10 protein-coding genes are annotated in these 21,517 nt (G+C 70.2%); 5 read left to right on the top strand and 5 right to left on the bottom strand.

Annotated elements, in window-relative coordinates; genetic code table 11:
- The coding region (locus tag A5704_RS17585) for a non-ribosomal peptide synthetase (protein ID WP_156737697.1) at positions 1-8,838 on the top strand (8,838 nt) is incomplete at its 5' end.
- 10 nt (positions 8,839-8,848) lie between these two features.
- Here the strand turns inward: A5704_RS17585 and A5704_RS17580 are convergent.
- A complete protein-coding gene (locus A5704_RS17580) occupies positions 8,849-9,175 on the bottom strand; it encodes a DUF732 domain-containing protein (protein ID WP_067890147.1) in 327 nt (108 codons plus the stop codon).
- Positions 9,176-9,635: 460 nt separating this feature from the next.
- On the opposite strand from A5704_RS17580, the gene A5704_RS17575 reads away from it, so the two are divergent.
- The 4 genes from A5704_RS17575 to A5704_RS17560 all read left to right on the top strand — a co-directional run bounded on the left by A5704_RS17575 (position 9,636) and on the right by A5704_RS17560 (position 17,049).
- Entirely contained in the window at positions 9,636-11,441 is a 1,806-nt protein-coding gene (locus A5704_RS17575; RefSeq protein WP_067890145.1) for an N-acetylglutaminylglutamine amidotransferase, read from the top strand.
- Positions 11,438-13,228, top strand: coding sequence for an N-acetylglutaminylglutamine synthetase (ngg, locus tag A5704_RS17570; RefSeq protein WP_067890141.1), 1,791 nt, complete (start codon positions 11,438-11,440; stop codon positions 13,226-13,228). The genes A5704_RS17575 and ngg overlap by 4 nt, the downstream gene beginning before the upstream one ends.
- 54 nt (positions 13,229-13,282) lie before the next feature.
- Entirely contained in the window at positions 13,283-14,764 is a 1,482-nt protein-coding gene (locus tag A5704_RS17565) for an MFS transporter (protein ID WP_067890139.1), read from the top strand.
- 107 nt (positions 14,765-14,871) lie between these two features.
- Entirely contained in the window at positions 14,872-17,049 is a 2,178-nt protein-coding gene (locus A5704_RS17560) for a glutamine synthetase III (protein ID WP_067890136.1), read from the top strand.
- Between the two features lie 56 nt (positions 17,050-17,105).
- On the opposite strand, the gene A5704_RS17555 is transcribed toward A5704_RS17560, so the two are convergent.
- The 4 genes from A5704_RS17555 to A5704_RS17540 form a co-directional block, all read right to left on the bottom strand.
- Positions 17,106-18,071, bottom strand: coding sequence for an SPFH domain-containing protein (locus A5704_RS17555; RefSeq protein WP_197504910.1), 966 nt, complete (start codon positions 18,069-18,071; stop codon positions 17,106-17,108).
- A gap of 171 nt (positions 18,072-18,242) precedes the next feature.
- The gene (locus A5704_RS17550; RefSeq protein WP_067747957.1) at positions 18,243-19,748 is read right to left on the bottom strand and encodes a serine/threonine-protein kinase; all 1,506 of its coding nucleotides are present in this window, start codon (positions 19,746-19,748) and stop codon (positions 18,243-18,245) included.
- A 110-nt stretch (positions 19,749-19,858) separates the two neighbouring features.
- Positions 19,859-20,683 carry a DUF1707 domain-containing protein gene (locus tag A5704_RS17545; RefSeq protein ID WP_067747955.1) on the bottom strand — a complete coding sequence of 275 codons (825 nt, stop codon included), beginning with the start codon at positions 20,681-20,683 and terminating at the stop codon, positions 19,859-19,861.
- A gap of 6 nt (positions 20,684-20,689) precedes the next feature.
- The coding region (locus A5704_RS17540; protein WP_156737696.1) for a DsbA family protein at positions 20,690-21,517 on the bottom strand (828 nt) is incomplete at its 5' end.

The following is a 21,517-nucleotide window of genomic DNA, read 5'->3' as shown; positions in this document are numbered from 1 at the left end:
CGCGAGGACCGCCCCGGCGACAAACGCCTCGTGGGCTACCTCACCGGCACCGCCGACCCCAGCGAACTCCGCACCGCACTGGCCGAGCGGCTACCGGTTTACATGGTCCCGGCCGCGATCGTGGTGCTCGAGGCGCTGCCCGTCACGGTCAACGGCAAACTCGACACCCGCGCGCTCCCGGCGCCGGAATACACGGCCTCGGGTTACCGGGCGCCGACCAATCCCACCGAGGAGATCCTCGCGGGCATCTACGCGCAGGTGCTCGGCGTCGACCGCGTCGGCATCGACCAATCGTTCTTCGACCTCGGGGGAGACAGCATCTCGGCGATGCGACTGATCGCCGCCGTCAACACCGACCTAGACGAATACCTCTCGGTGCGCGCCGTATTCGAGGCCCCCACCGTCGCACAGCTGGCACTCCGCATCGGTGAGGGCGCCGGGGGGCTCGAGCCGTTGGTGGCCGGCCCACGGCCCGCGGTGGTCCCACTGTCCTTCGCGCAGAGCCGGCTATGGTTCCTCGACCAATTGCAAGGCCCCTCACCGGTTTACAACATGGCGGCGGCCATGCGGTTGCGTGGCCCGCTCGACGCCCAGGCGCTCGGAGCGGCCCTGGCCGACGTGGTGGGCCGCCACGAGAGCCTGCGGACCGTCTTCACCGCACCCGACGGAACACCGCAGCAGGTGGTCATCCCCGCCGAGCGAGCCGACTTCGGCTGGCACGTCGTCGACGCCGGCGGCTGGCCGGCGAGCCGGCTGGACGAGGCCGTCAAGGCCGCGGCCCGTGACACCTTCGACCTGTCGACCGATATCCCGCTGCGGGCCTGGCTGTTCCGCGTCGCCGACGACGAACACGTGCTGGTCGCCGTCGTGCACCACATCGCCGCCGACGGGTGGTCGCTGCGGCCGCTGACCGCCGACCTGGGCGTCGCGTACGCCAGCCGGTGCGCGGGCGAAGCGCCCCGCTGGCCCGAATTGCCGGTTCAATACGTCGATTACACCCTGTGGCAGCGCGACCAGTTCGGCGACCTGAAGGATCGCGACAGCCGCATCGCCGGTCAGCTGGCCTACTGGGAAGAGACCCTGGCCGGCATGCCGGAGCGGCTGCAGCTGCCCACCGATCGGCCCTATCCCGAGGTCGCCGACCAGCGGGGCGCGACCGTTCCGATCGACTGGCCGGCCGACCTGCAGCAGCAGATCACGGCGGTCGCCCGCGAACACAACGCGACCAGCTTCATGGTGGTCCAGGTCGCCCTGGCGGTGCTGCTGTCCAAGGTCAGCGCGAACAGCGATGTGGCGGTCGGCTTCCCGATCGCCGGGCGCCGCGACCCCGCCCTCGACCACCTGGTCGGCTTCTTCGTCAACACCCTGGTCCTGCGGGTCGACCTGAAAGAGCTAGGCGGCGACCCCACTTTCGCCGAGCTGTTGGACCGGGTGCGGACACGCAGCCTGGAGGCCTTCGAGCATCAGGACGTGCCCTTCGAGGTGCTGGTGGAGCGGCTCAACCCGACCCGGAGCCTGACCCATCACCCGCTGATCCAGGTGATGCTGGCCTGGCAGAACTTCGGCGGCCAGGACGGTGACCCCGCGACCGGACTGGCGCTGGGCGACGTCCGGGTCAGTTCGATCCCGCTGGACACCCAGGTCGCCCGCATGGACCTGACGTTCTCGCTCGCCGAGCGCTGGACCGAGGCGAACGAGCCCGCCGGAATCGGCGGGCGGGTCGAGTTCCGTACCGACGTGTTCGACGCCGACAGCGTCGAGACGCTGGTCGGACGCCTGCAGCGGGTGCTCGCGACGATGACCACCGAACCGACCCGGTCGGTGTCGTCGGTCGACCTGCTGGACGCGGGCGAACACGCCCGGCTGGACGCGATCGGCCACCGGGCGGCGCTCACCGCGCCGGACCCCGTGCCCGCGTCGATTCCCGAGGCGTTCGCCGCCCAGGTCGCGCGCACACCGGATGCGTTGGCGCTCAGCTGCGCCGGCTCGTCGTGGAGCTATGGCGAGCTCGACCGGGCCGCCAACCGGTTGGCCCATGCGCTGGCCGGCCGCGGCGCCGGGCCGGGACGATGCGTGGCGCTGCTGTTCCACCGCTCGGCCGAGGCGATCGTGGCGATCCTCGCGGTGCTCAAGACCGGCGCCGCCTACCTGCCGATCGATCCCGCGCACCCCGCGGCCCGGATCGGCTTCATGCTCGCCGACGCCGCGCCGGTCGCGGCGCTCACCACCACCGAGCTGGCTGTCCGCCTGGACGACCACGACGTGCCGGTCATCGACGCGGTCGACCCCGCCGTCGACGCCCAGCCCGCCACCGCGTTGCCGGCGCCCAGCGCGGAGGACATCGCCTACCTCATCTACACCTCGGGTACCACCGGTGTGCCCAAAGGCGTTGCGGTGAGCCACCGCAACGTGACCCGGCTGATGGCGTCCGTGGACGCGGTCCTGCCCGACGGCGGGGTGTGGTCGCAGTGGCACTCCTACGGCTTCGACGTGTCGGTGTGGGAGATCTTCGGCGCGCTGCTGCGCGGCGGGCGCCTGGTGGTGGTCCCCGACGCCGTGGTCCGGTCCCCGGAGGACCTGCACGCACTCCTCGTCGCCGAGGGAGTCAGCGTGCTGAGCCAAACCCCCTCTGCGGCAACGGTGTTGGACCCACGCGGGCTGGAGTCCGCGGCGCTGGTGGTGGCCGGCGAGGCCTGCCCGGCCGAGCTGGTCGACCGGTGGGCGCGCGACCGCGTGATGATCAACGCCTACGGGCCTACCGAGGCCACGGTGTACGCGGCGATCAGCGCACCCCTGACCCCCGGATCCGCCGTCGTCCCGATCGGCTCCCCGGTGGCCGGGGCGGCGCTGTTCGTGCTCGACGAATTCCTGCGGCCGGTGCCCCCCGGCGTGGTCGGCGAGTTGTACGCGGCCGGCGCCGGCCTCGCCCGCGGCTACTGGCGACGGGCGGGGCTGACGGCGTCGCGGTTCGTCGCCTGCCCGTTCGGCGGCCCCGGGGCGCGCATGTACCGCACCGGCGACCTGGTCCGCTGGGGCGCCGACGGGCAGCTGCAGTACCTGGGGCGCGCCGACGAACAGGTCAAGATTCGCGGCTACCGCATCGAGCTCGGCGAAATCCGGGCGGCGCTGGCCGAGCTTCCGGGGGTGCGGCAGGCGGCCGTCGTCGCCCGCGAGGACCGGCCCGGCAATAAGCGCCTCGTCGGTTACGTCACCGGGGCGGCGGACCCCGCCGACCTGCGCGCGCGCCTTGCCGATCGGCTGCCCGCCTACATGGTCCCGGTGGCCGTCGTGGCGGTCGACGCGCTGCCGCTGACCCCCAACGGCAAGCTCGACGCCCGCGCCCTGCCCGCGCCCGAATACTCCGACGCCGACCGCTACCGCGCCCCGAGCACCCCGGTCGAGGAGACCCTGGCCGGCATCTACGCCCAGGTGCTCGGCGTCGAGCGGGTCGGCGTCGACGACTCCTTCTTCGACCTGGGCGGCGACAGCATCTCGTCGATGCAGGTGGTCACCCGGGCACGCGCCGCGGGCCTGGCCTGCCGCACGCGCGACATCTTCGTCGAGCAGACCGTCTCCCGGCTGGCCCGCGTGGTCGCGGCGGCCGTCGGCGACGTCCGCGAGACCGACGAGGGCACAGGGGAACTGCCGGCGACCCCGATCATGCGGTGGCTGCAGGCCGTGCACGGTCCCGTCGACCAGTTCAATCAGACGATGGTCCTCGAGGCGCCCGCCGGGGTCACCGAGGCCGACGTGGTGGCGGTGCTGCAGGCGCTGCTGGACCGGCACGCGATGCTGCGGCTGCGGGCCGGCGACGACTGGTCGTTGACGGTGCCCGAGGCGGGAGCGGTGGACGCCGCCGACCGCCTGCGCACGGTCGACGCGCTGTCCGATGCGGCGGTGGTGGCGGCGCGGTCCCGGCTGGACCCGGCCGACGGGGTGATGGTGAGCGCGCTGTGGGGCACCTCGACCCGCCAGCTGGTGCTGATCATTCACCACCTGGCCGTCGACGGCGTGTCCTGGCGAATCCTGTTGGAGGACTTGAACATCGCGTGGGCCCAGCGTCGCGCCGGGCAGCAGGTGGCGTTGCCGCCGGGCGGCACGTCGTTCGCCCGCTGGGCCGCTCTGCTGAGCGAGCACGCGTACGCCCCGGCCGTGATCGGGCGGGCCGACGCCTGGCGGCGGATCGCGGCGACCCCGCCCGCGCTGCCCCCGGTCCGGCCCGAGACCGACACCTACGAGACCGCCGAGCACCTGTCGGTGGAACTCGACGTGGGGACCACCCGCATCCTGCTCGGCGAGGCGCCGGCGGCGTTCCACGCCGGGGTCAACGACATCCTGCTGATCGGCTACGCGCTGGCGTGGGCGCAGTTCCTGGGCAGCGACGGAGCCCCGGTGGGCATCGACGTCGAGGGCCACGGGCGCCATGAGGAGCTCGCCGCCGGCGCGGACCTTTCGCGCACCGTCGGCTGGTTCACCACCAAGTACCCGGTGTCGTTGTCGATAGACGAATTGCCTTGGGCGCAAGTGCTTTCCGGAGCTCCCGCGCTGGGCGCGGTGCTCAAGCGGGCCAAGGAACAGTTGCGGGCGCTGCCCGACCCGCTCACCTACGGGCTGCTGCGCTACCTGAACGCAGAGGTCGACCTGGACGGCTCCGACCCGACGATCGGCTTCAACTACCTGGGCCGGTTGGGCGGGGCGGCGGCCGAGATGTCCGACGAGCTGTGGCGGATCTCGCGGGACGGCTCGGCGATCACCGGCACCAGCACGGCGGTGCCGATGCCGCTGATGCACACCGTGGACCTCAACGCGGGCACCGCCGACACCGAGGCCGGCCCGCGGCTGCACGCCAACTGGACGTGGGCGCCGTCGGCCCTGGACCGCGAACAGGTCACCAGGCTGAGCCGGCTCTGGTTCGAGGCGCTGACCGGCATCTGCGCCCACGTGCGAGCCGGGGGCGGCGGGCTGACCCCGTCGGACATCTTGCCCGCCCGGCTGGCCCAGCAGCAGATCGACGAGCTCGAGCGGCGCAACCCGGTCGCCGACGTGCTGCCGCTGACCCCGCTGCAGCAGGGGCTGCTGTTCCACGCCACCACCACCCGGGCCCGCGGGGACGACCTGTATGTGGTGCAGCTGGACATGAGCGTGAGCGGCCCGCTCGACCCCGACCGGCTGCGCGCCGCGGTCCAGACGGTGGTGGACCGGCACCCGCACCTGGTCGCCCGATTCTCCGAGGAGTTCGACGAGCCGATCCAGGTCATTCCCGCGAAACCGGCGATGGCGTGGCGCTACGTCGAGCTCGACGCCGGCGACGCCACCGACGAGCGGGTCGGCGAGCTCTGCGCCGCCGAACGCGCCGCCGTCTACGACCTGGCCGACCAGCCGGCCTTCCGGGTCGCGATGATCCGCACCGCCGGGGACCGCCACCGGCTGGTACTCACCATTCACCACATCGTGCTCGACGGCTGGTCCGTGCCGATCCTGGTGAACGAGACGTTCGCCGGCCTCACCGGACAGCGGCTGGGCCCGCCGGCGCCGTATCGCCGATTCGTCACGTGGCTGGCCGATCGCGACCTCGGCGCCGCCCGGGCGGCGTGGGGCGAGGTGCTCGCCGGCTTCGACACCCCGACGCTGGTCGGGCCGCCGCACCAGCTGGAGCTGGGCGCCCGGGTTCTTGCGACATTCTCGGTGTCGGCCGAGACCACCCGCGCGCTCGGCGAGCTGGCCCGGTCCTGTCAGAGCACCGTCAGCACGGTGCTGCAGGCCGCGTGGGCGCAACTGCTGACCTGGCTGACGGGCAACTACGACGTCGCATTCGGCACCACGGTCTCCGGCCGCTCGGCCGACGTGGTCGGCGCCGAGTCGATGGTGGGCCTGTTGATCAACACGATCCCGGTGCGCGCCCGCCTCACCCCGGCCACCAGCACCGCGGACCTGCTCGAGCAGCTGCAGCGCGCACACAACGACACCTTGGAGCACGAGCACCTGTCGCTGAGCGAGATCCACCGAATGACCGGTCACGACAAGCTCTTCGACACGCTGTTCGCCTACGAGAACTATCCGCTGGAAACGTCCGCGATGGCGGTCAACCACCAGCTGTCCATCACCGACTTCAACGTCTTCGAACGCAATCACTACCCGCTGACGATCCAGGCCGCGCTGGCCGGGGACCGGCTCGGCCTCCGCGTGGAGTACGACGCCGGCGTCTTCGACGCCCACACCATCGACTCGCTGACCAAGCGGCTGGAGCGGGTGCTGGTGGCCATGAGCACCGACCCCACCCGGCGGCTGTCCGCGCTGGACCTGCTCGACTCGCCGGAGCGGGCCCACCTGGACGCGCTCGGCAACCGGGCCGCCCTCACCCGTCCGGCGCCGGCCGCTGCGTCGATCGTGGACCTGTTCGGCGCGCACGCGGCACACCAGCCGGACGCCGTGGCGATCGGCTGGGACGACCTGTCCATGAGCTACCGGGAACTGGACGAGGCCTCGAACCGGTTGGCGCGCCTGCTCATCGCCGAGGGCGCCGGGCCGGGACAGTCTGTGGCCCTGCTCTTCTCGCGTTCGGCCCAGGCGATCGTGGCGATCCTGGCGGTGCTCAAGACGGGCGCGGCATACCTGCCGATCGACCCGGCCGCCCCGGGCGCGCGGATCCGATTCATGCTTGCGGACGCGGCGCCGGTCGCCGCGGTCACCACCGGGGGATTGCGGTCGCGGCTGGACGAGCGCGACGTGCGGGTCGTCGACATCGAGGACCCGTCGATCGACGGCTATCCGCCCACCCCGCCGCCGGCGCCCGCGGCCGATGACGTCGCCTACGTGATCTACACCTCGGGCACCACCGGGGTGCCCAAGGGCGTGGCGGTCACGCATCGCAACGTGACCGGGCTGATCGGCTCGCTAGACGCCGGCCTGCCCAACCCCGGCGTATGGACGCAGTGCCACTCCTATGCCTTCGACGTGTCGGTGTGGGAGATCTTCGCGCCGCTGCTGCGCGGAGGGCGCGTGGTGGTGGTGCCCGAGTCGGTGGTGCGCTCGCCGGATGACTTCCGCGCGTTGCTGATCGAGGAAGGGGTCACCGTGCTGACCCAGACGCCGTCGGCGGTGGCGACACTGGATCCGGCGGGGCTGGAATCGGTGGCGCTGGTGATGGCCGGCGAGGCCTGCCCGGCCGAGGTGGTCGATCGCTGGGCACCGGGCCGGGTGATGGTCAACGCCTACGGCCCGACGGAGACCACGATGTGCGTGGCCATCAGCGCGCCGCTCGCGGCGGGCTCGGGGCCACCGCCGATCGGTTCGCCGGTGGCGGGCGCGGGATTGTTCGCACTCGACGCCTGGCTGCGCCCGGTGGCGCCCGGGGTGGTCGGCGAGCTGTACGTGGCCGGCACGGGCGTGGCCACCGGCTACGCCGGGCGGTCGGGCCTGACCGGGTCGCGATTCGTGGCGTGCCCGTTCGGTGGGCCCGGGACACGGATGTACCGCACCGGCGACCTGGTGCTCTGGGGCGCCGACGGTCAGCTGGTGTACGTCGGCCGCGCCGACGAGCAGGTGAAGATCCGCGGGTACCGCATCGAACTGGGCGAGGTCCAGGCCGCGCTGGCCCGGCTCGACGGCGTCGACCAGGCGGCGGTGATCGCGCGCGAGGACCGCCCCGGCGACAAACGGCTGGTCGGGTACGTCACCGGAACGGCCGACCCGGCCGAGGCGCGCACCGCGCTCGCGGGACGGCTCCCGGTCTACATGGTCCCGGCGGCCGTGCTCGCGCTCGACGCGCTGCCGCTCACCCCCAACGGCAAGCTGGACACCCGCGCCCTGCCCGCACCGGAGTACAGCGGCCGCGGCTACCGGGCCCCGTCCAGCGCCAGCGAGGAGATCCTCGCCGGCATCTTCGCCCGGGTGCTCGGTGTCGAGCGGGTCGGCGTCGACGACTCCTTCTTCGACCTGGGCGGCGACAGCATCTCCGCGATGCGGTTGATCGCCACGGTAAACAGCGCGCTGGCCGTCGACCTGGCGGTGCGCACCCTGTTCGACGCGCCCACGGTGCGGGACCTGAGCCGGCGCCTGGGCACGGACACGGCCGCCGACGACGAGATCGTCCCGGTGCAGACCTTGAAGCAGGGCGCAGGCGTTCCGGTGTTCTGCATCCATCCCGCGGGCGGCGTCAGTTGGCCGTATCAGGTCCTCGGCACCTACCTGGACTGCCCGATCATCGGGATCCAACAGGTCGAGCGCGAGGCCGACCCCCGGTCGATCCGGGAGATGGCAAAGACCTACGCCGATCGAGTGCAGGAGGCGTACCCGGCCGGGCCCTACAACCTGCTCGGCTGGTCGTTCGGCGGCGTCGTCGCCCACGAACTCGCGGTCGAACTCCAGCGCCGCGGATGCGTCGTCGCCCGCCTGATCCTGCTCGACGCCCAACCCGCCATCGACGACGGCGTCGCCTCGCCGGACGACGACCTGGGTGAGCAACAGGTGATGGCCGAGACCTCGTCATCCCAGCGGCTTTTCGAACTGCTCACCCACAACCTGCGTAAGAACGTCGAGCGGTACCGGTCCCACCGCCCGCGGGTCTTCAACGGGGACATCACCGTCGTCTCCGCAGCGCGGGACGACGCCGAGCGCGGCGCGTTCCTGTCGCGGTCCTGGCGGCCCCATGTCTCCGGTGAGATCCTCACCTACTCGATCGACTGCGGCCACGACGACATGCTGACCGCGGAATCGGTGGGCCTGTACGGCCAACGGCTCAGGCATCTGCTGGTCCTCGCGGAACGCCGGCTCGAACTGGCCCACGGCGGTCAGCATGGCGCTCGGGACGACAAGCTGCCCGGCGAGCGCGCCGGGTGACCGGGCCGCGCTAATTGCCGATGGTGGCCCGGTGCTGGGGACAATACGAGGCCACGGAAGCGCCGAGCAGGTAGCCGGCCTCGTGTGCCGACAGGTCGGTGGCCCGTACGACGTTGAGCACCAACGAGGTTGGCGACTTGCCCTTGTCGAGTCCGGCGCACATGTTGTGCCCCGCCGTGATCGCGGCCCCACGATCGGTGAAGACGATCCCGTTCCGCTGAATCTCCGCGAGGAATGAATCGTCGATTTGATCGGCCGAAGCGGGCGCGGCGAAATACACTGCGGCCCCCGCGGCCGCCGCACCGACCGCCCGCCACATCCCGGCATGCGCATTCATTCGGCTCTCACGGACTTCCTCAAAGTGACGACGGGGTGTCATCAGGGTGGCTGCACCGTAACCAGAACCGGCGCATCTTTCTCGGCGCCGCTGAGCCCACCACCTCACACGAACCGGCCCTGAAGTCAGGGTCGTCGCCGCAACGCGCCGAGCGGTCGCCGCGGGAATCCCACCGAAACCGGTTGTCTTACAACATCTTCGATCTCGTCACCATCGAACCATGCGACCGGGCGGATGCGAATGGCGGTGCGCGCGGGGCGAAACACGAGAGCAGAGCGCAACCAACAATTAACAGGCGGGGGAGCGTCGCAACCAAAAAGCGGTTCTCCGGTGCGCTTGTTTGCTCGGGACCCGAGGGCCGGCGGCGGTTTCACCTCCCAAGGCGCCCCGCAGCCCGCGACGACGCATTTCACAGTGGCCGTTCGGGCGCGCGGCAACCGCCTTCGGTATGGTCCAAGGAGTGTGCGGAGTCACCGGGGAGGTAAGGCTCGACGGGCAGGTGCCCGACGTAGCAGCGGTGTCCGCAATGGCCGCCGTGATGACCCGGAGGGGCCCGGACGCGTCCGGCACCTGGTCACAGGGGCGCGTCGCGCTCGGTCATCGTCGGCTCAAGATCATCGATCTCAGCGAAGCCGGCGCCCAGCCGATGGTCGACTCGGAGCTGGGCCTGGCCATCGCCTTCAACGGCTGCATCTACAACTACAAGGAGTTGCGCCGCGAACTCACCGGACACGGCTACCGGTTCTTCTCGCACAGCGACACCGAGGTCCTCATCAAGGCCTACCGGCATTGGGGCGATGACTTCGTCAGCCACCTGCACGGCATGTTCGCCTTCGCCATCGTCGAGCGCGACAGCGGCCGGGTGCTGCTGGGCCGGGACCGGCTGGGGATCAAGCCGCTCTACCTGACCGAGGACAGCCACCGGATCCGGTTCGCCTCGGCCCTGCCGGCGCTGTTGGCCGGCGGCGGCGTGGACACCCGCATCGACCCGGTCGCCCTGCACCACTACATGACCTTCCACTCGGTGGTCCCGGCGCCGCTGACCATCCTGCGCGGGGTCCGCAAGGTGCCGCCCGCGTCGCTCGTCGCGATCGAGCCCGACGGCCGGCGCACCATCACCACCTACTGGACCCCCGACTTCACCCGGCACGACGACCGCGCCGCCTGGTCGGAAACCGACTGGGAAGAGGCGGTGCTGGACGCGCTCCGCGTCGCGGTCAAGCGCCGGTTGGTCGCCGACGTGCCGGTCGGCTGCCTGTTGTCCGGCGGTGTCGACTCCAGCCTGATCGTCGGCCTGCTCGCCGAGGCCGGCCAGCACGGCCTGATGACCTTCTCCATCGGCTTCGAGTCGGCCGGTGGCGTCGAGGGCGACGAGTTCCGGTGGTCGGACATCATCGCCCGGCGCTTCGAAACCGACCACCACCAGATCCGCATCGGAACCGAGCGGATGCTGCCCGCGCTCGACGGGGCGATCGGCGCGATGAGCGAGCCGATGGTCAGCCACGACTGCGTCGCCTTCTACCTGCTCAGCCAGGAAGTGGCGCGGCACGTGAAGGTCGTGCAGTCCGGCCAGGGCGCCGACGAGGTCTTCGCCGGCTACCACTGGTACCCGCCGATGGGCTCGCCGGCCGCGGCGTCGCTGGAAGGCTCGGTCGCCGAGTACCGCGGCGCGTTCTTCGACCGCGATTCCGCCGAAATGGCGGGTCTGCTGGGCCCGGGCATCATGGCCCCGGATGACCCCAGCGAGCGCTTCGTCACAGAGCACTTCGCGCGCGCCGGCGCCGAGACGGGCGTCGATCGCGCGCTGCGGCTGGACACCACCGTCATGCTGGTGGATGACCCGGTGAAACGGGTCGACAACATGACCATGGCCTGGGGCCTGGAGGGTCGGGTCCCGTTCCTCGACCACGAGCTCGTGGAGCTGGCGGCGACCTGCCCGCCGGAGCTGAAGATCGCCCACGAGGGCAAGGGCGTCCTCAAACAGGCCGCGCGACGGGTGATTCCATCGGAGGTCATCGACCGGCCCAAGGGTTACTTCCCGGTTCCGGCGCTGACCCACCTCGAGGGGCCCTACCTCGACATGGTGCGCGACGCCCTCTACGCGCCGGTGGCCAAGGAGCGCGGCCTGTTTCGCACCGAGGCGGTCGACGCGCTCCTGGCCGACCCCAACGGCAAGCTGACCCCGCTGCGCGGCAACGAGCTCTGGCAGATCGCCCTGCTCGAACTGTGGCTGCAGCGGCACGGCATCACGGGTCCGGTGGCATGACCGAAACCGATCCCTCTGGCGACCACACCGAGGCGATCACGATGGGCCTGCACGACGCCTCGCCGCCGGAGCTGGTGGAGGCGATGGCCAAGGATGTCGAGCTCGAATTGGGCTGGGGCCGGCTGATTTTCGGCCAGACCTTCGCCGACGCCCGCCAACTGGTCGAGGCGCTGCGCCGGGAGGGGCCCGGTCGCCGCGACATCTGCATCTACGCCCGCGAATCCCACGTGGTCGTCGCCGAAGCGCCGACCGAGCTGTTCATCGACCCCAGCCACACCTATCGGCTGCGCTTCGCCGACGCGAAGAAGACGGAGGACCCGGCGCCGGTCGGCGTGACCGTGCGCACGCTGAACGACCCGGTCGACGCCGACGCGATGAACCGCGTCTACGTGCGGTGCGGGATGGTCCCGGCCGGCGTCGACGTGATCTGGAACAACCACCTCAATGTCCCCGCGGTGACCTACCTGCTGGCCGTGCGCGATACGGACGGCGCCGTGGTGGGCACCGTCACCGGCGTCGACCACGAGTTGCTGTTCGACGATCCCGAGCAGGGGTCGAGCCTGTGGACCCTGGCCGTCGACCCGGCGGCCGGGCTGCCCGGCATCGGCGCGGCCCTCACCCGCGCGCTGGCGGAGCGCTTCCGCAGCGCGGGCCGCGCCTACATGGACCTGTCCGTCGCGCACGACAACGCCGCGGCCATCGGCCTGTACGAGAAGCTGGGCTTCGTCCGGGTCCCGGTGCTGGCGATCAAGCGCAAGAACGCGATCAACGAGCCGCTGTTCAGCCCGCCGCCCGAGACGGTCGACGACCTCAACCCCTACGCCCGGATCATTGCCGACGAGGCGCTGCGCCGCGGCATCTGGGTCGAGGTGCTCGACGCCGAAACCGGCGAGATGCGCCTCACCCACGGCGGCCGCAGCGTCGTCACCCGCGAATCGCTGTCCGAATACACCTCGGCGGTGGCCATGTGCCGCTGCGACGACAAGCGCCTGACCCGCCGCCTGGTCTCCGAGGCGGGCATCACGGTGCCCCGCGCCCGCCTGGCCACCTTCGACGAGGGCGACTACAACTTCCTCACCGAGGTCGGCGAGGTCGTCGTCAAACCGACCCGCGGCGAGCAGGGCAAGGGCATCACCGTCGGCGTGACCGCCGAGAACGGTCCCGAAGAGCTGGCCGCCGCCCTGGCCCGGGCCCGTCAGCAATACCCGGACGTGCTGATCGAACAGCGGGTGCAGGGCGACGACCTGCGGCTGGTGGTGATCGACGGCCGGGTGGTCGCCGCCGCGCTGCGGATGCCGCCCGAGATCATCGGCACCGGCGAGCACAGCATCCGCGACCTGATCGCGGCCGAAAGCCGGCGGCGCTCCGCGGCCACCGGAGGGGAATCCCGCATCCCGCTCGACGACCTCACCGAGTCGACGGTCGCCGAGGCGGGCTGGACGCTGGACGACGTGCTGCCCCAGGGCGCCCGCCTGCGCGTCCGCCGCACCGCCAACCTGCACCAGGGCGGCACCATCCACGACGTCACCGCCGTGGTGAACTCCGAACTGTGCCGGGTCGCGGTCACGGCGGCCGAGGCCATCGGCATCCCCGTGACGGGCATCGACCTGCTGGTGCCCGACGTCACCGGCGCGGAGTACGCCTTCATCGAAGCCAACGAACGGCCCGGGCTGGCCAACCACGAACCTCAGCCCACGGCCGCGGCCTTCATCGACTTCCTGTTCCCCGGCCACCCGGGCCAGCCGCAAGCCTGGACTCCCGAGGAGTCGCGCGCCGACCGCGGCTGAGGCGTGCGAAGCGCCTCGCTTGGGTACTTCTGAAGCCACCCGGATAGGAGCCAGATGAGCGGAAGCGTGCAAACCGGAACCATCACCACCCACGTGCCCGCGCGCCTGGACAGGCTGCCGTGGTCGCGATTCCACTGGCGCGTCGTCATCGGGCTGGGCGGGGTGTGGGTCCTGGACGGGCTCGAGGTCACGATGGTGGGCAACGTGTCCGCACGCCTCACGGAGAAGGGCAGCGGCATCGACCTCGACGCCGCGCAGATCGGCATGGCGGCCGCGTTCTACATCGCCGGGGCGTGCCTGGGCGCGCTGTTCTTCGGCCACCTGACGGACCGCTTCGGGCGGCGCAACCTGTTCATGCTCACCTTGGCGGTCTACCTGGCCGCCACCGTCGCGACCGCATTCGCCTTCGCCCCTTGGTATTTCTTCGTCGCGCGGTTCTTCACCGGGGCCGGCATCGGCGGCGAATACGCCGCGATCAATTCGGCCATCGACGAGTTGATCCCCGCCCGCCTGCGCGGCCGCGTCGACCTGATCATCAACGGGACCTACTGGCTCGGTTCGGCGGCCGGGGCGGCCGGCGCGCTCGTCCTGCTCGACACGTCGAACTTCGCGCCCAACATCGGCTGGCGGCTGGCCTTCGGCGTCGGCGCCATCTTCGGCATCTTCGTGCTCCTCGTCCGGCGCAACGTCCCCGAGAGCCCGCGGTGGTTGTTCATCCACGGCCGCGACGAGGAGGCCGAGCGGGTCGTCGGCGAGATCGAGGAGGCGGTGCGGCGCGAGACCGGTGAACCCCTGCCCGAGCCGCACGGGCGCGGGCTCAAAATCCGTCAGCGCGAAACGATCTCGTTCCGCGAAATCGCCCGGGTCGCCTTCAGGCTCTACCCGCAGCGCGCGATCCTGGGGCTGGCGTTGTTCACCGGGCAGGCATTCCTCTACAACGGCGTGACGTTCAATCTGGGCACGCTGTTGAGCGGGTTCTACGGCGTGCCGTCGGGGAAGGTGCCGCTGTTCTTCATCCTGTGGGCGCTGAGCAATTTCGTCGGTCCGCTGGCGCTCGGCCACCTCTTCGACACCGTGGGCCGCAAGCCGATGATCACGGCCACCTACATCGGCTCCGCCGTCGTCGCCGTCGCCCTCGCCATCCTGTTCGTGACCCAGACCGGCGGCGTCTGGGCGTTCATCGGCGTCCTCGCGGTCACGTTCTTCCTGGCGTCGGCGGGCGCCAGCGCGGCCTACCTGACGGTCAGCGAGATCTTCCCGATGGAGACCAGGGCGCTGGCGATCGCGTTCTTCTACGCGGTGGGGACCGCGATCGGCGGCATCACCGGCCCGCTGCTGTTCGGGCAGCTGATCAACTCCGGGGAACGCGGGCAGGTGATGTGGTCGTTCCTGACGGGCGCCGCGGTCATGGCGATCGCCGGCCTGGTCGAATTGCGGCTCGGGATCGCCGCCGAACGGCGCCCGCTGGAAGAGCTCGCCCTGCCGTTGACGGTGGACGACACCGAGGCCGGCGACCGCGGGCCGTCTTCTGTTTGAAACCATCGCGGCGATACCGGTGACGCGCGCGTAACAAATTCGCCATCGGAAGTTCCTAGTGTGAGTCGGTCCACCAGACGGGGGCCCAATCAGCGATAGGAATTCCATTGAGCGGTAACGCGGTCCGCCTTCAGGCGATCAACAATGTCGAGGGATACGTTCCCCCCGCCGTCAGCTTCGTCCCGGGCGAGCTGCCCGGGGAGATCTTCGGGTCCAACGTCTTCACCAAGGCGGAGATGCAGGCGCGGCTGCCCAAGGCGGTGTACAAGTCGATCGTGGCGACCATCGACAAGGGCGCCAAGCTGGACCCCGCGGTCGCCGATGCGGTCGCGGTCGCGATGAAGGATTGGGCGCTCGAGAAGGGCGCTACCCACTACGCGCACGTCTTCTACCCGATGACCGGGCTGACCGCCGAGAAGCACGACAGCTTCCTCGAGCCCGTCTCCGATGGGCAGACCCTCGCCGAGTTCGCCGGGAAGACCCTGATCCAGGGCGAGCCGGACGCCTCCAGCTTCCCGTCGGGCGGGCTGCGCAGCACCTTCGAGGCGCGCGGCTACACCGGTTGGGACGTGACCAGCCCCGCCTACGTGCTGGAGAACCCGAACGGCAACACGCTGTGCATCCCGACGGTGTTCGTCTCGATGACCGGTGAGGCGCTCGACTACAAGACGCCGCTGCTGCGCAGCCAGCAGGCGATGGGCATCCACGCCGAACGCATCCTGACGCTGTTCGGCCACAAGGACCTCAACAAGGTGGTGTCGTTCTGCGGGCCGGAGCAGGAGTACTTCCTCGTCGACCGGCACTTCTTCCTGGCGCGGCCCGACCTGATCAACGCCGGGCGGACGGTGTTCGGCGCCAAGCCGCCCAAGGGCCAGGAATTCGACGACCACTACTTCGGGTCGGTGCCCGAACGGGTGCTCGGCTTCATGATGGACACCGAACGGGAGCTGTTCAAACTCGGCATCCCGGCCAAGACCCGGCACAACGAGGTCGCCCCCGGGCAGTTCGAGGTGGCCCCGATGTTCGAGCGGGCCAACATCGCCTCCGACCACCAGCAGCTGCTGATGACGGTGTTCAAGACGCTGGCCAAAAAGCACGGCATGGAGTGCCTTTTCCACGAGAAGCCGTTCGCCGGCGTCAACGGCTCGGGCAAGCACGTCAACTTCTCGGTGGGCAACGCCGAGCTGGGTTCGCTGCTGGTGCCCGGCGACACGCCACACGAGAACGCCCAATTCCTGGTGTTCTGCGCCGCGGTGATCCGCGCCGTCCACAAGTTCGCCGGCCTGCTTCGCGTTTCGGTCGCCTCGGCCACCAACGACCACCGGCTGGGCGCCAACGAGGCGCCGCCCGCGATCATCTCGATCTTCCTCGGCGAGCAGCTCGCCGACGTGTTCGAGCAGATCGCCAAGGGGGCGGCCACGTCGTCAAAGGGCAAGGGCACCATGATCATCGGCGTCGACACCCTGCCGCCGCTGCCGACCGATCCCGGCGACCGGAACCGCACCAGCCCGTTCGCGTTCACCGGCAACCGGTTCGAGTTCCGGGCGCCGGGCTCGGGGCAGACGGTCGCCGTGCCGATGATCGTCCTCAACACGATCATGGCCGACTCGTTCGACTACATCGCAACGATTTTGGAAAAGGCGGTCGAGGCCGGCGAGGACTTCGACGCCGCGGTGCAGAAGCTGCTCACCGAGATCATCACCGATCACGGCGCGGTCGTGTTCAACGGCGACGGGTATTCGGAGAACTGGCAGATCGAGGCGGCCGAGCGCGGATTGCCCAACCTCAAGACGACGCTGGACGCCATTCCGGAACTCATCAAGCCGGAATCGGTCGAAGTCTTCGAGAAGTACGGGGTTTTCAACGAACGCGAGCTGCACAGCCGCTACGAGGTCCGGCTCGAGCAGTACGCGCTCACGATCGGTGTGGAGGCGAAGCTGGCCCTGGAGATCGGTACGACGGTCATCCTGCCCGCCGCGCTGCGCTACCAGACCGAGCTGGCCGGAAACGTCGCGACGTTGAAGGCCGCCGGGGTGGAGCCGAACACGGCCGCGCTGGAAGCGGTTTCGGCCCCGCTGAACGACCTCACCGCCGCGCTGACGACGCTCAGGGCGGCGCTGTCCGAGCATTCGGCGGAATCGGCGCTCGAGGAGGCCAAGCACGCCCAGGCGGCGCTGCTGCCGGCGATGGACGCGGTGCGTACCGCCGCCGACGCGCTGGAAGGCGTTGTGGCCGACGACCTGTGGCCGCTGCCGACCTACCAGGAGATGCTCTACATCCTCTGAGAGACGAGTTCACCCGCCAAGTCGTGTTGCACTGCAGGCCTTCAGCGCCAACGGGTTCAACGCGGCACCTGCACCAGCGGCTGACCACCGATCTGACCCCAGCACCCAGCCGGGTCGCGCCCGTTCTTGACCTGGTCGTTCAGGCAGTTGAAGATCGCGATCCGCAGATCCGGTGGCGGCTGGTTGGCGCGCTGCTCGGCGGCCAACCGATTCTGCTCGGCGGTCTTGACGTCCTGCTGGGCGTTGATCGTCTCCTGAACCTTCTGGTTGTAGGCATCGATCCGTTGCTGGGTCGGCTGGTCATAGAAGATCCTCGGAATCCGGACGTCGAGGATCTCGATCTCGGAGCCCACCGCGTCCTGCAGGTCCTTTTTGACCTGGGCGGCCATCGCGGGTAAGTCCGCGCCCTGGGCCGGCGCGGGCATTTGCGTCGCCCCGCCCGGCGCGTTCGCCGCGGCCGCCAGCATGACCTGCGGGTTGAACGTCGCGAACACCTTGGACAACGCGACTTGGGCCTGCCGGTCCACCAATTGCTCTTTGATCGTCTGGAATACGTTGGCCCCGCCGTAATCCTGGAACAGCTTGGGGGCGGCACCCTCGCGCAGCCGCCAGTTCAGGTTTTCATCGACGTAGGCGGTGGAGTTGTTGGCCAGCCGGACGTTGATGGCCGCCGGGTTGTTGTTCGCACCTTTGCCCTGGCTGGCGTCGTCGTAGCTGTTGGATTCAAACGCCTGCAACTGGATCGCTTCCGAGAGCTCACTGACCTTGCGCCACGGCGCATGCCAGACGATCCCCGCGCCGTGCACCCCCACCGGCTTGCCGAATTCGGTGATGATTCCGACGTTGCGGGTGTCTACCCGGTCGTAGGCGCTGATCAGCGTGAAGATCACGCCGAACAAAGCGGCGCTCGCCGTGATCGCCCACCACGTCAACCTCGTCTTGCTGCCGAGCAAGGCGCTCGCGGTGAGGGCCGCGATCGCCGCCAGGAAGAACAGGATCGCCAAAATCCACCAGCCAGGCACGACATTCCTTTCCTTGAATTGAGATCCGGCGGGAATTGCTTGACAGGGGGCGAGCGTACGGCGAACCGAAGAGCGTGAAAAGCACCATGTGGCACCCCTTTAGGCCGGTCCGGGTGAGCGTACCCCGCAGCCAGCGGGCGGACAGTGGGATCTCGCGCTGGACCTCACGGGTCAGCCGTAGGCGTCCCACCAGGTGTGCAGGTCCTCGACGGTGGCGGGGTCGCCGGAGACGTCGCTGAGCATGAGCTTCTCGTCGTTGGTCCAGATCACGTTCGGGTGGTTGTTGTAGCTGCCGCAGGCGATCAGGCCGGCCATGTCGTTGGGGGTCTGGTCGTAGTGCCAGCTGACGGGTGAGCGTCCCTCGCCGGGGCAGTTCACCAGGTTGACGTTGGCGATGTCGTCGTTGAAGGCCTTCTTCAGCTTGTTGGGCGTGGCGAACAGCCCGTAGGTGGCGTGACTGGGGCCGCCGGGCTGGGTGTTCTGCCCGCAGGTCACCATCGCGACCGCGTGCACCCAGATGCTGCCCGACTCCGGGGTGGCGGGCGTGCACGTGCCGGCCAGGTAGCCGGGCGGGAGCAGGCTGATCAGCCGGGCCTGTTGGTCGTCGGGGGCGGCGGATGACGGCGGTGGGGTTTTCGCGACCGTCGCCTTGGCGTGCCGCTGGCCGGACGGTTTCAGCGCAAGCCAGATTCCGACTGCGCAGACGGCGACGACGGCCACCACTGCGGCGGCCACGATCGGCCAGCGGTTGCGCTTGGGCGGTGCGGAACGGTGCTGTAATCCGATTGCGGGAGAGACGATTTCGCTGTCGCGCAGGATGGTCTCGGCGCGTTGGCGTTCCGGGCTGCTGAGCGCGCGGTGCGCCGCCTCGGCGAGGGCGCCGGCGGTCGGGTAGCGCTCGATCGGGGTTTTGGCCATGCCGCCTGCGATCACGGCGTCGAACGCCGGGCTCACCCCCGAGCCTTGTTCGCTCGGTTTGGGAATGGGTTGCATCAGGTGGGCGCTGACCAGCATGCCGGTGCTGTCGGCGGGGTAGGGCGGGGTCGCGGTCAGGCACTCGTAGAGCACACAGGCCAGCGCGTAGACGTCGGCGCGGGGCGTCACCTCTTCACTCGAAAACCGTTCGGGCGCCATGTATTTCAGGGTGCCGACGGCGGTGCCCAGTTGGGTGAGCTTCTCGTCGGACTTGGCGCTGGCGATGCCGAAGTCGACGAGATAGGCGAAGTCGTCGCCGGTGATCAGGATGTTCTGCGGTTTGACGTCGCGGTGGGTCACCCCGGCGGCGTGCGCGGCGTCCAGGGCGGCGGCGACCTGGTGGACGATGGCCACCGCCCGCGACGCCGGCAGCGGGCCCTCCCGTTCCAGCAGGCTGCCCAGGTCGATGCCCTCTATGAGGCGCATCTCCAGGTACAGCTGCCCGTCGATCTCGCCGTAGTCGTGGATGGGCACCACGTGCGGCTCCAGCAGCCGGCCGGTGATCCGCGCCTCGCGTTCCATTCGCTTGCGGAACACCGGATCCTGGCTGAACGTGTGCGACATCAGCTTGAGCGCCACCGTCCACTGTTTGACGGTGTGCTCGGCCTCGTAGACCTCGCCCATCCCGCCGCGGCCGAGCAGGCGCTTGAGGTGGTAGGGGCCGAACATCGTCCCCACCCGCGAGCCCTGGCCGCCGGTCATCGAGTGCCTCCCGTCGACGGACCGTGGCGGTGAGCGCACACCGATCTCACCGCAGAAACGTACAACATCGACCCGGCAGACGTCGGCCGCGCGACGGCGGGCCGCCGCGATCAGTGCACGGGGGGAGCGACCTGCGTGACGGTGCCGTCCGGGGCGAGCACGATGGTGCCGCTGAGGGCCCCGTCGCTGACGCTGATCTGTAGGTGCAAGCCGCCGTCCTTGCGGGACTCGATCGCCAGGAAGATCCGGTTGGCGTCGTAGATGTGCAGGGTCTGCGGCGCCTGCTGCACGACGTCGACGACCGCCTGCACGTCGAACTTGCTGAGGTCACCGACCACCAAGCGGGAGGACACCGCGTTCTCGGGGCCGACGCTGGCCCAATTGCCGTCGCGGCCCAGCCAACTCACCACCTTCTGGGGGTTCGCGGTGTCCGGACGCATGACCACGACCTGGGTTTGGTAGATGTTCAGCTGGTAACCCAGCGTGTCGCCGAACTGCGTCCGCATCTGCGCCAGCACGCCGCTCACCCCGCTCAGGCTCAACAGCTGTGGCGGCGGAGGCGTCGGGGTGGTGGTCATGGCCGCGGAGCTGCTGGGGGCCGCACTCGGGGCGGCGGATGGCGCCGGGGCCGAAGGGGTGTCGCGTTGCAGTCCCCAGGCGATGCCGCCGCCGATCAGCACCAGCGCGACGGCCGCGGCAATCCCGGCCCGGCGCCTGTTGATTCCCGCGGGTGACGACGGAGCTCGCTCGGCGGCCGGGTGGATCTGCAGGTCGGCCACCAGCGACCGCAGCTCGCGCAGCGTCGTGGCCCTGGTGGCGGCGCTTACCCGCTCGCGGTGCTCTTCGGTCGACAACTGACCGTCGCCGAGCGCCGCGTCGAGCGCCTCGCAGGTCCGGTTGCGGTCGTTGTCGCTGGCCCGGGTGTCATCGATCATCGCCCGCTACCCGAGAAGCTTGGTCAGCCAGGTCGGGTCGGAGTAGTTCACCGACGCGGTGCCGTCCCACACGAACGGGGTCGAGTTGGCGTTGAGCCCGGACAGCGTCGCGTAACCGGCCGCGGATTTCGCCTTGCCCGTGCCGACGTCGTCCCCGGACTTGATGCACGTCAGCACGTCGGCGTCCGCGCCGACGTTCTTGGCCAGCTGGGCCAGTTCGCCGTCGGTGCGGTCCTCGGCGGCGTCCTCCGCCGGCTGGAAGTTGCTGGCGAACAGGCCCGAATAGAAGGCGGTGTACGTCTTGGGGTCGCTTTGCGCCGCGACGCAGTACGACGCGGCCACCGCCCGGGTCGAGTAGTTCTTGCTGTGCGACTTGTCGTCGAGGAAGTCGAGCAGGTGATAGCGCACCGCGAGCTTCTTGTTGTTCACGGCGGTGTCGATGTCGCCCGCGTTCGACCGGATGAAGCTGCCGCACGGCGGGCAGATCGGTTCGTTGAAAATGTCGATGGTGGTCGATGCGGCCGAGCTGCCCACGAACACACCGTCGTCGAGCACCCGCAGCGCGACGGCGTCCGCGGGCGGCGGTGGCTTCGTCGGCTCCGGCCGGGGCGCCGATTCCCAGGGCCGGACGACGGCGAGCGCGACGCCCACGATGGCCACCAGGGCGGTGGCCGCGACGCCCACCCACAGCCAGGGCTTCCTGCTCGGCCGCGGCGGTTGCCCCCAGGGCGGCCCGACGCCCCAGCCGACGGGATGGGGAGGCGCCCCCACATCCCGTCCGCGGGCGTCGGGCCGCCGGGAGGTGTCGGCGCCCACATCGGGCCGGACGAGGGG

This window comes from Mycobacterium sp. E735, assembly GCF_001666955.1.
GTDB lineage: Bacteria > Actinomycetota > Actinomycetes > Mycobacteriales > Mycobacteriaceae > Mycobacterium.
This window is presented reverse-complemented; position numbering and strand designations above follow the sequence as displayed.

Bases quoted from the DNA above. Each gene is read 5' to 3' on its own strand.
- A5704_RS17580 (WP_067890147.1), bottom strand. From the start codon at position 9,175: ATGAATGCGCATGCCGGGATGTGGCGGGCGGTCGGTGCGGCGGCCGCG.
- ngg (WP_067890141.1), top strand. From the start codon at position 11,438: ATGACCGAAACCGATCCCTCTGGCGACCACACCGAGGCGATCACGATG.
- A5704_RS17565 (WP_067890139.1), top strand. From the start codon at position 13,283: ATGAGCGGAAGCGTGCAAACCGGAACCATCACCACCCACGTGCCCGCG.
- A5704_RS17550 (WP_067747957.1), bottom strand. From the start codon at position 19,748: ATGACCGGCGGCCAGGGCTCGCGGGTGGGGACGATGTTCGGCCCCTAC.
- A5704_RS17545 (WP_067747955.1), bottom strand. From the start codon at position 20,683: ATGATCGATGACACCCGGGCCAGCGACAACGACCGCAACCGGACCTGC.